This is a genomic window from Rhodococcus olei, from assembly GCF_039540555.1.
Taxonomy (GTDB): Bacteria; Actinomycetota; Actinomycetes; order Mycobacteriales; family Mycobacteriaceae; genus Rhodococcus_G; species Rhodococcus_G olei.
In genome coordinates this window covers 46,832-59,930 of sequence record NZ_BAABFB010000063.1, presented here as the reverse complement: position 1 = coordinate 59,930, position 13,099 = coordinate 46,832, and the positions used below count along the sequence as shown (strand labels likewise).

At 69.5% G+C, this 13,099-nt stretch carries 12 protein-coding genes; 3 read left to right on the top strand and 9 right to left on the bottom strand.

Annotation, left to right across the window (positions count from 1 at the left end; all coding sequences use genetic code 11):
- Positions 1-21 precede the first annotated feature (21 nt).
- From ABD951_RS20360 to ABD951_RS20335, 6 genes are all read right to left on the bottom strand, one after another.
- Positions 22-750: an ABC transporter ATP-binding protein gene (locus ABD951_RS20360; RefSeq protein ID WP_345349281.1), complete on the bottom strand. Its 729-nt coding sequence runs from the start codon at positions 748-750 to the stop codon at positions 22-24.
- Positions 747-2,594, bottom strand: coding sequence for a branched-chain amino acid ABC transporter ATP-binding protein/permease (locus ABD951_RS20355; protein ID WP_345349278.1), 1,848 nt, complete (start codon positions 2,592-2,594; stop codon positions 747-749). Before ABD951_RS20355 ends, ABD951_RS20360 begins: the two co-directional genes overlap by 4 nt.
- Before the next feature lies 1 nt (position 2,595).
- Positions 2,596-3,453, bottom strand: coding sequence for a branched-chain amino acid ABC transporter permease (locus tag ABD951_RS20350; RefSeq protein ID WP_345349275.1), 858 nt, complete (start codon positions 3,451-3,453; stop codon positions 2,596-2,598).
- Positions 3,454-3,518: 65 nt separating this feature from the next.
- Positions 3,519-4,736 (bottom strand): ABC transporter substrate-binding protein, encoded by a 1,218-nt coding sequence (locus tag ABD951_RS20345; RefSeq protein ID WP_345349272.1) that lies wholly within the window; start codon positions 4,734-4,736, stop codon positions 3,519-3,521.
- A 250-nt stretch (positions 4,737-4,986) separates the two neighbouring features.
- On the bottom strand, positions 4,987-6,591 hold the full coding sequence (locus ABD951_RS20340) for a flavin-containing monooxygenase (RefSeq protein WP_345349269.1): 1,605 nt from the start codon (positions 6,589-6,591) through the stop codon (positions 4,987-4,989).
- A 167-nt stretch (positions 6,592-6,758) separates the two neighbouring features.
- Positions 6,759-7,922 (bottom strand): globin domain-containing protein, encoded by a 1,164-nt coding sequence (locus ABD951_RS20335; protein ID WP_345349266.1) that lies wholly within the window; start codon positions 7,920-7,922, stop codon positions 6,759-6,761.
- A gap of 236 nt (positions 7,923-8,158) precedes the next feature.
- Here ABD951_RS20335 and ABD951_RS20330 point away from each other — a divergent pair, with 236 nt between their 5' ends.
- Entirely contained in the window at positions 8,159-9,298 is a 1,140-nt protein-coding gene (locus ABD951_RS20330) for a nitric oxide synthase oxygenase (RefSeq protein WP_345349573.1), read from the top strand.
- Between the two features lie 195 nt (positions 9,299-9,493).
- Here the strand turns inward: ABD951_RS20330 and ABD951_RS20325 are convergent, their stop codons facing one another.
- A complete protein-coding gene (locus ABD951_RS20325) occupies positions 9,494-10,159 on the bottom strand; it encodes a response regulator (protein WP_345349254.1) in 666 nt (221 codons plus the stop codon).
- 206 nt (positions 10,160-10,365) lie between these two features.
- Here ABD951_RS20325 and ABD951_RS20320 point away from each other — a divergent pair, with 206 nt between their 5' ends.
- Both ABD951_RS20320 and ABD951_RS20315 read left to right on the top strand, forming a co-directional pair.
- The gene (locus ABD951_RS20320) at positions 10,366-10,818 is read left to right on the top strand and encodes a hypothetical protein (protein WP_345349251.1); all 453 of its coding nucleotides are present in this window, start codon (positions 10,366-10,368) and stop codon (positions 10,816-10,818) included.
- A 56-nt stretch (positions 10,819-10,874) separates the two neighbouring features.
- The gene (locus ABD951_RS20315) at positions 10,875-11,366 is read left to right on the top strand and encodes a hypothetical protein (protein ID WP_345349248.1); all 492 of its coding nucleotides are present in this window, start codon (positions 10,875-10,877) and stop codon (positions 11,364-11,366) included.
- Positions 11,367-11,442: 76 nt separating this feature from the next.
- Here the strand turns inward: ABD951_RS20315 and ABD951_RS20310 are convergent, their stop codons facing one another.
- The gene (locus ABD951_RS20310) at positions 11,443-11,844 is read right to left on the bottom strand and encodes a heat shock protein transcriptional repressor HspR (RefSeq protein WP_345349245.1); all 402 of its coding nucleotides are present in this window, start codon (positions 11,842-11,844) and stop codon (positions 11,443-11,445) included.
- Positions 11,845-11,894: 50 nt separating this feature from the next.
- Positions 11,895-13,073 (bottom strand): molecular chaperone DnaJ, encoded by a 1,179-nt coding sequence (gene dnaJ, locus ABD951_RS20305; RefSeq protein WP_345349242.1) that lies wholly within the window; start codon positions 13,071-13,073, stop codon positions 11,895-11,897.
- Positions 13,074-13,099 lie beyond the last annotated feature (26 nt).

The following is a 13,099-nucleotide window of genomic DNA, read 5'->3' as shown; positions in this document are numbered from 1 at the left end:
TGGATGCGGTGGGGCAGGTGATCAGACGCGGCCGAAGTAGGCGTCCTTGAGCACCTCGAGGTCGTCGATGCCCTCGGCGTCGGAGTCCATGACGACCTTGCCGATGTCGAGCACGGTCACGTGGTCCGCGACGCTCATCGCGGCTTCGACGGCCTGCTCGACCAGCAGCACCGCCAGGCCGGCCTCCTTGAGCACCTGCACCCGTTCCATCACCTCGTTGACGATGACCGGGGCGAGGCCACCGGACGGTTCGTCGAGCAGCAGCAGCTTCGGCTCGGCCATCAGAGCCTGCCCGATCGCCAGCATCTGCTGCTGACCGCCGGACATGGAGCCGGCGAGCAGGCCACGCTTGTCGCCGAGGATCGGGAACAGGTCGTAGATCCGCTCGACCTCCTTGCGCAACGCCGACCGCCGCATCCGGCGGACGTACCCACCGAGGACGAGGTTCTGCTCGACGGTCTGCCGGTGGAAGACCCGCTTGCCCTCCTGGACGTACGCCATGCCGCGCCGTACCCGCTGGTGCGCGGGCAACTTGGCGATGTCCTGGCCGTCGAACTCGACGGATCCTCCGGAGACCTTGTTCAACCCGGAGATCGCGCGCAGGGTGCTTGTCTTGCCCGCACCGTTGCGCCCGAGCAGCGCGGTCACCTTGCCCGGCCAGACGTCCAGGGAAACGTCCCAGACCACCCGGAGGTCGCCGTAGCCGGACTCCAGGTTCCGAACACTCAGCAGGGGTTCCGTGCCAGTCATGACTTCACCTCTTCGGAGATGGCGGCCTCTTCGTCGGCGATGGTGCGCGCACCGGTCTCCTCGACGCTCACGCCGAGGTACTCGCTGAGAACCCGCGGGTTCTGCTCGATCTCGGCGGGGCTGCCGTCGGCGATCACGGTGCCCTGGGCGAGCACCACGATGCGGTTGGCGAGCGAGAGCACGAGCCGGAAGTTGTGCTCGACGAGCACAACCGTCGCACCGGCGTCCCGGAGGTCGCGGATCAGGTCGGCGAGCCGCTCGACCTCGTCCTCGTCGAGTCCGGATGCGACCTCGTCGAGGAGCAGCACCCCGGGCTTGGCGACGACGGAGCGGGCCACCTCGAGCAGCCGACGCATGCCCAGCGGCAGCGCGGTCGCGGTCTCGTTGGCCAGGTGGGACATCCCCACCATCGCCAGCGCCCGCTCGGCCTCGGCGATGTCGGCCGCGCGGACCTTGCGGAAACGGGGCAACCGCAGCACGGTCGAGAACATCGATGCGCGGTCGGTGCTGTAGCGGCCGGAGGCAACCGCCTCGAGCACCGTCACGTGTTCGGGGACGTTCGGCGTCTGGAACGTGCGCGCGACGCCGACTCGCGCGACGCGGTCCGGGGACAGGCCCTGGACTTCGCTGTCCCCGATCAGGATTCGTCCCGAATCGGGCTTGTAGAAGCCGCAGATCATGTTCAGCGTGGTGGTCTTGCCCGAACCGTTCGGCCCGATCAGCGCGGTCACCTCGCCGGGTTCGGCCCGCAGCTGCACGTTGCTGAGGGCCTGGTTGCCGCCGAACGCCTTCGAGATGCCGTCCACGACGAGCGGCTGCCCGGCCATCGGGTCGACGGCCTGCCGCGGTGCGTCGGGCTCGGCCTCCCGAGCGCCGGTCAGCCCGGCCGCCCGGTCCAGCCGCGCGAGGCCCGCCTTCGCCAGCTTGGCCAGGCCGCCGCTGAGCAGCACACCGCCGACGATGAGGAAGCCGCCGTAGAACACCAGCGCGTACTCCTGGAAGTCTGCGGACTGGTTGGGGCCCAGCTGCATGATCGCGGCACCGACGGCGGCACCGTAGACGCTCGCGGCACCACCGAGGATGCAGGCGGCGAGAACCGCTGTGGCGAACGTGAATCCGAACGCCTCCGGCGAGATGTACAGGTCGATGTTCGCGAACAGCGCACCGGCGAGGCCGGCCGGGAACGCACCGATGGCGTAGCCGAGCAGCTTCATCCGGAACACCGAGACACCGACCGAGGAGGCCAGCACCGGGCTCTGCTTGAGCGTGCGGAATGCGATGCCGTGCCGCGACACGACGAGGTTGCGCATCACCGTGAACCAGGCGATCGCGACGAGCACGACCACCATGTAGAACTGGTCCGAGTCGAGCAGCTGACCGAACAGCGTCGCCGGCTCGAGGCCGCTGAGTCCGTTGCGGCCGCCGGTGGTCTCGCCGAACACCGCAATGATGTCCGGGACGAGGAGAACCAGGAAGAAGGAGGTCATCGCCAGCGACCAGCTGCCCAGGCGCAGACCGGGAATGCCGGTGACGAGGCCGACCGCGAGGGCGACGAGGCCGGAGACCACCAGCTGCAACAGGATGTCGGTGTACCCCGCGATGGACATCAGCCCGGCCGTGTAGGCGCCGGCGGCGTACATCGCGGCCTGACCGAGCGCGAGTTCACCCGCGTAGCCGAGGCTCAGGCTCAGGCCGCTGACGACGAGCGCCAGGATGCAGGCGAGCTGCACCTGCCGGGTCATCGCGAATCCCATGCCCAGGGTGGGCAGCAGCAGGATCAGGATCCCGCAGGCGAGCGGGTACACCCAGCTGGGCACCGCACGCAGCGAACGCCAGATCGTCATCTCACACCACCCTTTCGCGGACCCGGCCGAACAGACCGGCCGGCCGCACCATGAGGATCGCGATCAGGACCACGAACACCGCGATGTTGCTGTACTGGCTGCCCAGCTCCAGGGCCGCGTACGACTCGACCAGGCCGACGGTGAGACCACCGACGAGAGCGCCCGGCAGCGAGCCGAATCCGCCGATCGCCAGGGCGACGAAGCCCTTGATCGCGAGTGCGGACCCCAGCGTGGCCACCGCAAAGGTCTTGGGCCCCACGAACAGTCCGAGGAACCCGGCCAGCGCGCCCGACGCGGCGAACGCACCGAGCGCCAGCGCACGGACGTTGACCCCGCGCAGCATCGCCGCTTCCCGGTCCTCCGAGATACCCAGCAGCGCAAGCCCGGTCACGGTCTTCTTGCTGAACTGGCTGAGCACGACGACCAGGACCGTCGCCAGGACCAGCAGGGCGATCTCGACCGGATAGGTGCGCCCACCGAGCAGGGTGATCGGATCGTTCGACCCGAAGAACGGCACGGTCAGCGGTTCGTTGCCCCAGATCAGCTGTGTCGCACCGCCGATAAGGGTGGCGGCACCCAGGGTCGTGACCAGCTGGTTCTGATGGTCGTGCACCGGCCGGACCGCGATGATCTCCTCGAGGCCGGCCAGGATCATCACCGTGACCGTCGCCATCACGGCGACGACGAGCACCGGCAGTTCGAGGGTAACGAGTCCGGTGTACGCGACGAACGTGCCCACCATCATCAGCTGCGCCTGCGCGAAGTTGAAGGTGTTGGACGAGACGAAAACGATGTTGTAGCCGATCGCCACCAGCGTGTAAACAGCGCCGAGCGCCAGGCCTGACCAGAGAATGGTCATGTTCTCCACTCCTCCCGAGGGTGCGGCCGCCGCTCGGCGGCCGCACCCTCAGTCGAATTCAGCGATCAGGCGGCCGGGTTGCCGTACTGGCCGTTGAGCAGCTTGCTCGGCGGCACGAACTTGTTGACCCCGTCGCCCAGGTTCGGGGCGTGAGACTCCGCCGAGTAGTGGTAGCGCGGTAGGAAGGCGGTCTTGGCGTTGTCGAGCACCTCCTGGTTCTCCAACGCCTCGGCCAGCTTCTGCGGGTCACCCGACGACCCCACCTTCTCCGCGGCCGCCGCGACCAGACCGAACGGGTCGTAGTTGTCGGCCAGGATCAGGGTCGAGGGGATCTGTCCCTTCGCGGCCATCGAATCGACCATCGCGTTCACGGCGCTGTCGTTGGCGTCGAACACGGTGCTCGGGTACATCTGCATGACCAGGTTCGCGGTGGCGGGGGTGCCGAGCACGCCCTCCGGGGCGGGCTTGGCGACCAGCGCGGTGCCGGCGACCGAGGTGTTGCCGATCAGCGGGATGTTCCAGTCCAGCCGCTGCAGGCTGGTCAGCAGGTAGCCGAGCGGCGCGCCGTAGGCATCGACGACCAGAGCCTGGGTGCCCTTGTTCTTCAGCGACTGCAGCTGCGCGGTCATGTCGAGCGCCGCGATGTCGTACTCCTCCGAGCCGGTGGCGCTGACGCCCTCGGCCGCGAGGGCGGAGGTCATCGCCTTGCCGAACACCTCGCCGTACGCGCTGCTGCCGTGGATGACGCCGACCTGCTGGTAGTTCTTGCTCTTCGCGTAGCTCGCGATCGCCGCCGCGTTGTCCGCAGGCCCCGGGGACAGATCGAAGTTGAGCGGGAAATCCTTGGGGTTCGAGGAGTTCTCGGTCGGCCCGACGTTGAACGAGAGAATCTTGTTCTGCTTGAGGATCGGCAGGGTGGCCGCCGAGACGGTCGAGGGACCCGAGTTGAGGTAGAGGTCGGGCTTCTTGCCGGACGCGACCGCCTCTCGCAGGTTCGACACCGCCTTCGTCGCGTCACCGCCGTCGTCGACCACGGTGAGTTCGACCTGGCGACCGCCGATTCCGCCGGCGGCGTTGACCGCTTCGGCGCCCGCCTTGGCCGCCAGGATGGAGGTCTGCGAGTTCGCGGCCAGTGCGCCCTGACCGCTGACCGCACCGGTGATGAGCACCCGGTACGGGCCGTCGGCGGTGTTCTCGGCCTCGGAGGTCGAGCCGGAGCAGCCGGCGAGCGCGACCGCGGACACGGCGAGAGCGGCCACGAGGGCGGCGTGCCGATTCTTCATTCAGGTCTCCTCGGATCATTAAGCAAGCATTTGCTTGGCACGGAGCCTAAAGGTGTGACCCAGATAACGTCAATCACCTTCCCGCCCGCTGGGAACCCGAATAACCCGGAATTGCAACATGTTTCAGCGGTCACGCTGCGGAAACGCCGGAATGCCGGGCTCCCCCGAGGGGGCGCCCGGCATTCGTCGGTGTCACGGCTCTCCGCTGTAGCCGATCAGGTGTTGTACCGCCTGTTGGTGTGCCGTAAGGTCACTCGGCCGCCGCGACGACGTCGAAGCCCGTGTAGCCGTCGGCCGCGACCTTGGCGATGAGGTCGCCGTAGACACCGAACCCGCCGAGGAACGGCATGAACACCCGCGGCCGGCCCGGGATGTTCGCGCCCAGGTACCAGGAGTTCGCGGTCGGCATCAGCGTCGCCTCGGCGCGGTCGGAGCACTCCTTGACCCATGCGTCGGCCGACTCCTGACGCGCCTCTAGCGCGACCGCTCCCCGCTCGTCGAGGTGGGCGATGGCGTCCGCCACCCAGTTCACGTGCAGCTCGGAGTGCAGCACCATGTTCGCCAGCACCGAGACGCTGCCCGGGCCGGTCATGTTGAACAGGTTCGGGAACCCGGCCACCGAGAGCCCGAGGTAGGTCTTGGGGCCCTCGGCCCAGGCCTGCTTGAGGGTCTCCCCGCCGCGGCCGACGATGTTCAGCTTCTCCATCGACCCGGTCATCGCGTCGAACCCGGTCGCCAGGATCAGCGCGTCGAGGTCGTAGTGTTCGCCGGACGTCTGCAGACCGGTCTCGTCGATGCTCTCGATCGGCGTGGCCTTCAGGTTCACCAGCGTCACGTTGTCGCGGTTGTAGGTCTGGTAGTAGTTCGCGTCGGTGCAGATGCGCTTGGTGCCGATCGCGTGGTCCTTCGGGATCAGCAGCTCGGCGACCTCCGGGTCGTCGATCACCGCGCGGACCTTCTCCTCCCAGAACAGCCGGGCGGTGTCGTTGGCCTCGAGGTTGGTCACCTGGTCCGGGAAGGTCTTGCTGTAGAGCACGCCGCCGAGCTGCCACCGCTTCTCGTAGGCCGCGCGCCGCTCCTCCTCGGAGACCTCCAGCGCCGACTTCGGGTGCGCCAGGTGCGGGGAGCCGCCGCCGCTGGCGAACGAGAGCCGCCGCCGCTCCTCGTAGTTCGCCTTGTGCGCGGCCCGGTCCTCGTCGGTGAGCGGGACGTTGCCTGCGGGCACGCTGTAGTTGGCGCTGCGCTGGAACACGTACAGCTGCTCGGCCTGCTTGGCGACCTCGGGGATGGTCTGGATGCCGGAGGAGCCGGTGCCGATGACACCGACCCGCTTGCCGGTGAAGTCGACGCCCTCGTGCGGCCAGTGCGCCGTGTGGTACAGCCCGCCCTCGAACGAGTCGAGGCCCTCGATCGCGGGGATGTTCGCGTTCGACAGCGGGCCGACCGCGAGCACGATGAACCGCGCGGAGACCGCGTCACCGGCGTCGGTGCGCACGTCCCAGCGCAGCGTCTGCTCGTCGAGCACGATGTCGGTGACCCGGGTGCCGAACTTGATGTCGCGGCGCAGGTCGTACCGGTCCGCGACGTGGTTGACGTACTTCAGGATCTCCGGCTGGGTGGCGTACTTCTCGCTCCAGTTCCACTCCTGCTGGAGCTCGGGGTCGAAGGAGTACGAGTAGTCGACACTCTCGACGTCGCAGCGCGCACCGGGGTAGCGGTTCCAGTACCAGACGCCGCCCACGCCGTCACCGGCCTCGAAGACCTGGACCGTCAGGCCGTCGCCACGCAGCTTGTGCAGGGCGTACAGGCCGGCGAACCCGGCTCCGACAACCGCTACGTCGACCTCTGCGGTCACGGTTCCGCTGGTCGCTGGGGAAGTGGCGTTCACGATGCCTGCCTTTCGCTGAAGGTTATCTGCGAAAGACGCTATGGCGGATGCAATACCACCGCCTACCACCTCTCCCGCTGACCGGACCAGCCGGTGTGGCTTTCCCAGTCAGCGGTCGGGGGCGATGCCCGAGCTCAGAGCAGCGGGTCGTGCCGGATGTTCTCCACCGGCGTGCCCTTGGCCTGCAGGCGGTACTTCGTGGCCTGCACCATCGACGGCGACCCGACGATCTGGATGTCGCGGTCCTCCCAGGCGCCGAACGCGGCGACCACCGCGCCGAGCTTGCCGGTCAGCCGCTCGTGCATGCCGGGGGGTGCGACCGGGGTCGGGTCGAGATGCCACCACGGGTTGGTGTCCTCCTCGGACACCGGGATCACGGTCAGCCACGGGTTGGTCCGGGCGAGCTGCCACAGCGTCTCGAGGTCGTAGAGGTCGCACGGGTAGACGCCGCCGACGAACAGGTGCACCCGGGGGTTGTTGCCGCGCATCGCCATTTCCATGACCTGGGCCCGCAGCGGGGCGATCCCGGTGCCCGAGGCGATCATCAGCTGATCCCGGTTGCGGGACCGGTCCACACCGAGCGCGCCGAGCGGGGACGAGATCAGCCACTCGTCCCCCAACCGGGTCTGGCCGACCATCGCCGGGCTGACCCACCCGCCCGCGACACGGCGGACGTGGAACTCGATCTGGCCCTCGCCGTTGGACGGGATCGACGGCGAGAGGTACCGCCACATCCGCGGCCGGCCGGGCACGCTGACGCTGACGTACTGGCCCGCGCCGTACTGCATCGGGCGATCGAGCTGGAGTCGGACGACGGCCACGTCCCGGAGGATCTGCTTGTGCTCGACGACGCGGCCCACCCGGGTCGGCGGACCGGACTCGGCGTTCGCGGCCTCCATCATCACCGACGCGATCAGGGCGATCGCCTCGCGCCACGCGAGGTCGACCTCGTCCGTCCACAGCTCGTTGCCCGCGAAGTCCTCGAGCGCGGTGATCAGGGCGTTGCCGACCGCGATGTAGTGCTCGTCGGTGATGCCGTACTTGCGGTGGTCACGACCGAGCTGGGCGAGGAACGGCAGGATCCGCTCGGCGTCCTCGAGATTCTCGACGACGTAGCCGATGGCCTTCAGCAGCCGGTCCCGCTGGACGTCCATTGCGGCGGGGAAGAACTCACGGGTCGCGGGGTAGTGCGAGAACAGGATCGCGTAGAACGACCGCGCCAGTCGTTCCGGGCCGTCGTCGACGGCCGCGACGGCCTTGAAAGTCGTCCGGACAAGCGAGATCTTCGTTGCGTCCACCGCACAGTCCCCGTTCCGAGCACGAACGACGACCAGTCGGCGTCCCGAGAGAGCGCAGACTCGGCGGCCGCCGATGGGTTCGAGGAAGTGTAAGCGAACCCCGTAGCAGAAGGCCACCGGGGTCCGGTCACCGGCCGAGCGCATGTGAGCGAGCCCACTAGGCTGGGCGACAGGTGCTGCTGTACCGCGTACGAAAGGACTTCGGAGTCGTGACTACTGTCGTCGGGGACGACCACCTGGACAAGGCGAGAACGGCGCCCCCGCCGGGGGCGGTGGACGAGGTGGAAGCGCGGCTGCGTGAGTGCGCCGAGTTCTTCGCCCTCCCCGAGCTCGCACACCTTCCGCCCACCCGCGGCAGACAGGCACTCGACGAGTTCGCGCTCACCGGCGGCTACGACCACACCGCGGAGGAACTGCTCGTCGGCGCGAAGCTCGCGTGGCGCAACCACGCACGCTGCGTCGGCCGCAAGCACTGGCGCACGCTCAAGCTGATCGACGCCCGCGACGCCGTCACCGCCGATCAGCTCGCCGACGCGTGCTGGGAGCACCTGCGGGTCGCGACGAACGGCGGCGCCCTGCAGTCCGTGATCACCGTGGGGCCGCGCCCGCTGCCCGACGGCCGCGAGTTCCGGATCGTCAGCCCCCAGCTGATCCGCTACGCCGGCTACCGCAACGCGGACGGCACCGTGACCGGGGATCCCGCGCACGTCGACATCACCGAGACGGTCACCCGGCTGGGCTGGCGGGGCGAGGGGACCCGCTTCGACGTTCTGCCCCTGCTGATCTCGACACCGGACGAGCCGTTGCGCTGGTTCGACGTGCCACGCGACCTGGTGCTCGAGGTGCCCCTCTCGCATCCGAACTACTCGTGGTTCGCGGGCCTCGGCCTCAAGTGGCACGCGGTTCCGGCGGTGGCGAACATGGACCTCGAGGTCGGCGGGCTGCGGTATCCGTGCGCGCCCTTCAGCGGCTGGTACGTCAACACCGAGATCGGGGCGCGGAATTTCTCCGACCCCTACCGCTACGACATGCTGCCGACGATCGCGAAGAAGCTGAGGCTGGACACCAGCTCGAACCGCACCCTCTGGCGCGACCGTGCGCTGGTGGAGCTGAACCGGGCGGTCATCCACAGCTTCCGGGAGGCCGGCGTGATCATGGTCGACCACCACACCGTCGCCGAACAGTTCGTCGACTTCGTCGAACGGGAGGAGGCCGCGGGCCGGCGCTGCCCCACCGACTGGTCGTGGGTGAATCCGCCGATGTCGGCCTCGCTGACGCCGACGTTCCACCGCCTGTACGACCCGCCGGATCTCGACGTGCGGCCGAACTTCGTCACCAGATCGCCGGGGTCCGGATGTCCGGTGACCGGCGCGTGAGGGCCCGGCGCGGCGCGGCCGTCCGGAGCCCGCTCAGGGGGCGCTGACCTCGACCCGGGTTCCGCCGCACCGGATCCGCGATGACGCCGCACCGGCGCTCGCGACCCGCAGCGCCGGCGAGGCCGGCCCGGGTCGGCGTCGGGTCGGCGGTGCGGACGTGCGCACGGCGGTCGACGTGCGCCGGCGCCCGATCGGTCACTCCAGCAGCCCCCGGCGCATCGCCTCGGCGACCGCGGCGGCCCGGTCCGAGACCCCGAGCTTCTCGTACAGCCGCTGCACGTGGGTCTTGACCGTCGACGGCGCGAGGTACAACTCCCCGGCGATCGCGGGGATGCTCAGCCCGCGGGCGATACCGGCCAGGACCTCGCGTTCGCGGGCGCTCAGCGCGGGACCTGCCGGCTCCGCCCGCCGGCGCACCTCCCCGACCAGCCCGGCCGCGACCTCGGCGGGCAACACGTCCCGCCCCTTGGCACAGTCGAGCACCGCGGTCACGATCTGCGACCGGGTCGACTCCTTCGGCAGGAACCCGGCCGCCCCCTCCTGCAGCGCGTGGTAGACGATCGCCGACTCGTCGTGCGCGGACAGCAGCAGCACCCGGGTGCCCAGATCGTCCCGCCGGACCGCCGCCGCGACCTGCGCACCGTCGAGGTGCGGCATCCGGTAGTCGAGCAGGGCGACCTGCGGTCGGTGGGTGCGGATCATCTCCAGCGCGGCCGCCCCGTCGTCGGCCTCGCCGACGACGTCGACCAGGCCGCTGCCGGTCAGCGCCCGGACCACGCCCTCACGGAACATCGGGTGGTCGTCGCCGACGATCACCCGCACCTTCGCCACGTTCGTGCCCGCAGACCCCTGACCGGCCATGACCCACCCTCTCACGGCCCGCCGTGCCCGGCGCGGGGTTTCGGGCGGTGCAGTCGCGCCGGGCGGCGTCCCCCGATCGGGGGACGGCCGATTCGTCCGGCCCACGGTCCGCACGGGGGACGCAGCCGAGGGTGCGATCGGCGCACAGTTGTCCCATCGCCGGAACAGGCACCAACCCCTCACCCGGAACCTCAGGAGAGCCCACCATGAAGACCAGTACCCGCCGGATCACCCGGTACCTGGCACTGCCCGTAGCCGCCCTCACGGCCACCGGCGCCGCGGTCGCGTTCGGAGGGGTCGCGACCGCGAGCGCCCTTCCCACCATCTCGATGACCATCACCAACGACTCGAACGTGCCGATCCATCTGGCGAACCAGTCGTCCGGATTCGGCTGGTGGAGCACCGGCCCGCACGACATGATCCCGCCGCACACCACCGAAATCCTCACGGCCACAACGCAGGAACCGGGCGGCACCGTCGACGTCACCTACCAGTTGCCGGGCGGCGCCCAGGCCACGTTCACGGCCAACAACTTCCGGCCCGGCGTCGACCTCGACGGGACCGGCGTCAGCGGCGGCGGCCGCTGGGGCATCGACCGGACCGTCCGCGCCGGCTACCCCGACATGTCCGCCACCTACAACCTGTTCGGCACCCCGTGACCGTGCCGTCCTCACCCACGACCCTCGACCGTCAATCCCGACAAGGAGTTCACGCCATGATCACCACCCCGTCCCACCGTCTCGCCCGCTACACCGCCCTGCCGCTCGCCGCCCTCGCGATCGCAGGCACCACCCTCGCCACCACCGGAGTCGCCAACGCAGGCACCCTGCCTGCCACCGGCCCGACCGTCGCGATGACGATCACCAACAACACGAACGACCCGATGATCCTGCAGGGGTCGGACAACCCGTACGGGCAGTGGATCAACGGGCCGCAGGCGATCATCCCGCCGCACTCGCAGTCGATCGTGACGGCGGCCGACAACGACCCCGGCGGCATCGGCGTCGACGTCTCGTACTCGCTGCCGGGCGGGTCGGCGGTGTTCATGGCCAACAACTACAGCTACAACGGCGGCGACCTGAACGGCACCCGAATCGAGGGGCAGGCCGGCGGCCACTACCGGCTCGACAGCCGCATGGACACCGGCTTCCCGTACCTGAACGCCGGCTACACGGTCGCCCCGGTGTCGTTGTTCGGCTCCAGCTGACCCCGACGAGAAGTTCCCCGATGTCACATCGGCTCACCTGAGGTGAGCCGATGTGACATCGGGGAATTGCGGGCGGTCAGCGCTGGTGCCGGGGCTTCCAGACGACGATGGAGTTGTTGCGGGGTACCGGGACCAGATCACGGCGGAATCCGGCGGCGAGCCGGGCGATCTCCGCGGCCATCTCGGTGACCCGGTTCTCGAGGGCCTCGACCTGGTTGGTCAGTTCGATGATCCGTTTGATGCCGGCGAGGTTGACTCCCTCGTCCTGGGACAGCCGCTGCACTTCACGCAGCAGCGCGACGTCCCGTGGCGAGTAACGTCGTCCCCCGCCGGAGGTTCGTTGCGGGGTGACGAGGCCGAGACGGTCGTAGTTGCGCAGTGTCTGCGCGTGCATCCCGGCGAGTTCGGCCGCGACCGAGATCACGAACACCTGGGCGTCGGGGTCGAGCGGCTCGTTCTGGTTGGGGTTGTTGGCCATGACTCACCTCCCGTCGGAACCGTCGGTGTGGTCTGCGCGGTGCGGGTGCATCACGCACCCGCCCAGCCCGCGCGCGGATCGAATCCGCTGCTCTTCTCCGCCTCGAGATACGCGGTGAGCGCCTCGGTGGCGTGCTGGTCGAGGTTGGTCGGCACCGCGACCTTGACGGTGACGAGCAGGTCACCGGCCCCTCCGGACCGCTTCGGGACACCGCGACCACGGACCCGCAGAATGCGTCCGTCGACGGTGCCTGCGGGCACCTTGACGCCCACGCGCCCTTCGAGGGTCGGCACCGACAGCGTGGTGCCGAGCACCAGTTCGCCGTAGCTGACCGGCACGATGACGGTCAGGTCGTCGCCGTTGCGGCCGAACACCTTGTCCGGCTTGACGTGGACGGTGACGTACAGGTCACCGGACGGCGCGCCGCGCAACCCGGCCTCGCCCTGCCCGGCGAGCCGGATCTTCTGGCCGTCGCTGACGCCGGAGGGAATGCGGACGGTGATCGTGCGGGTGCGGTTCTGCACACCGGTGCCGTGGCAGTCGGTGCACGGGTCGTCGATGATCGACCCGGTGCCGCGGCAGTCGTCGCAGGGTTCGCTGAACCCGAACGCGCCCTGGTTGCGGCTGACGATTCCGGATCCGTTGCAGCGCGGACACACTCGCGGGCTGGTGCCCGGCTTGGCGCCGCTGCCGTGGCAGGTGGTGCACGACGCGGGACTGGTCAGGCGCAACGGGACGGTGACGCCGGTGGCCGCCTCCCGGAACGGGAGGGTCGTCTCGGCCTCGACGTCGGCGCCGCGCTGCGGGCGGGTGGCGGTGCGGGTGCCACCACGACCGCCGCCGAAGAGGCCGCCGAAGATGTCCCCCAGACCGCTGTCGCCGGCACCGCCGCCGAACAGGTCGCCGATGTTGAACTCGGCGCCGCCGAATCCGCCGCCGGTGGTGGTGTAGGTGCCGCCGGGCGCGAAGCCGCCTCGACCGAATCCGCCGCCGGCGAACAGTCGCCGGGTCTCGTCGTACTCCTTGCGCTTGGCGGGGTCCGACAGCACGGCGTTGGCCTCACTGACGGCCTTGAAGCGTTCCTCGGCGGCGGTGTCGCCGGGGTTGGCGTCGGGATGCAGGTCCCGTGCCAGTTTCCGATAGGCCTTCTTGATCTCGTCGGCCGAGGCGTCGGAGGAGACGCCCAGGTCCTTGTAGAAGTCCTTCTCGATCCACTCCCGCTGACTCACCGGGCGCCTCCTCCTTCCGTCGTTGT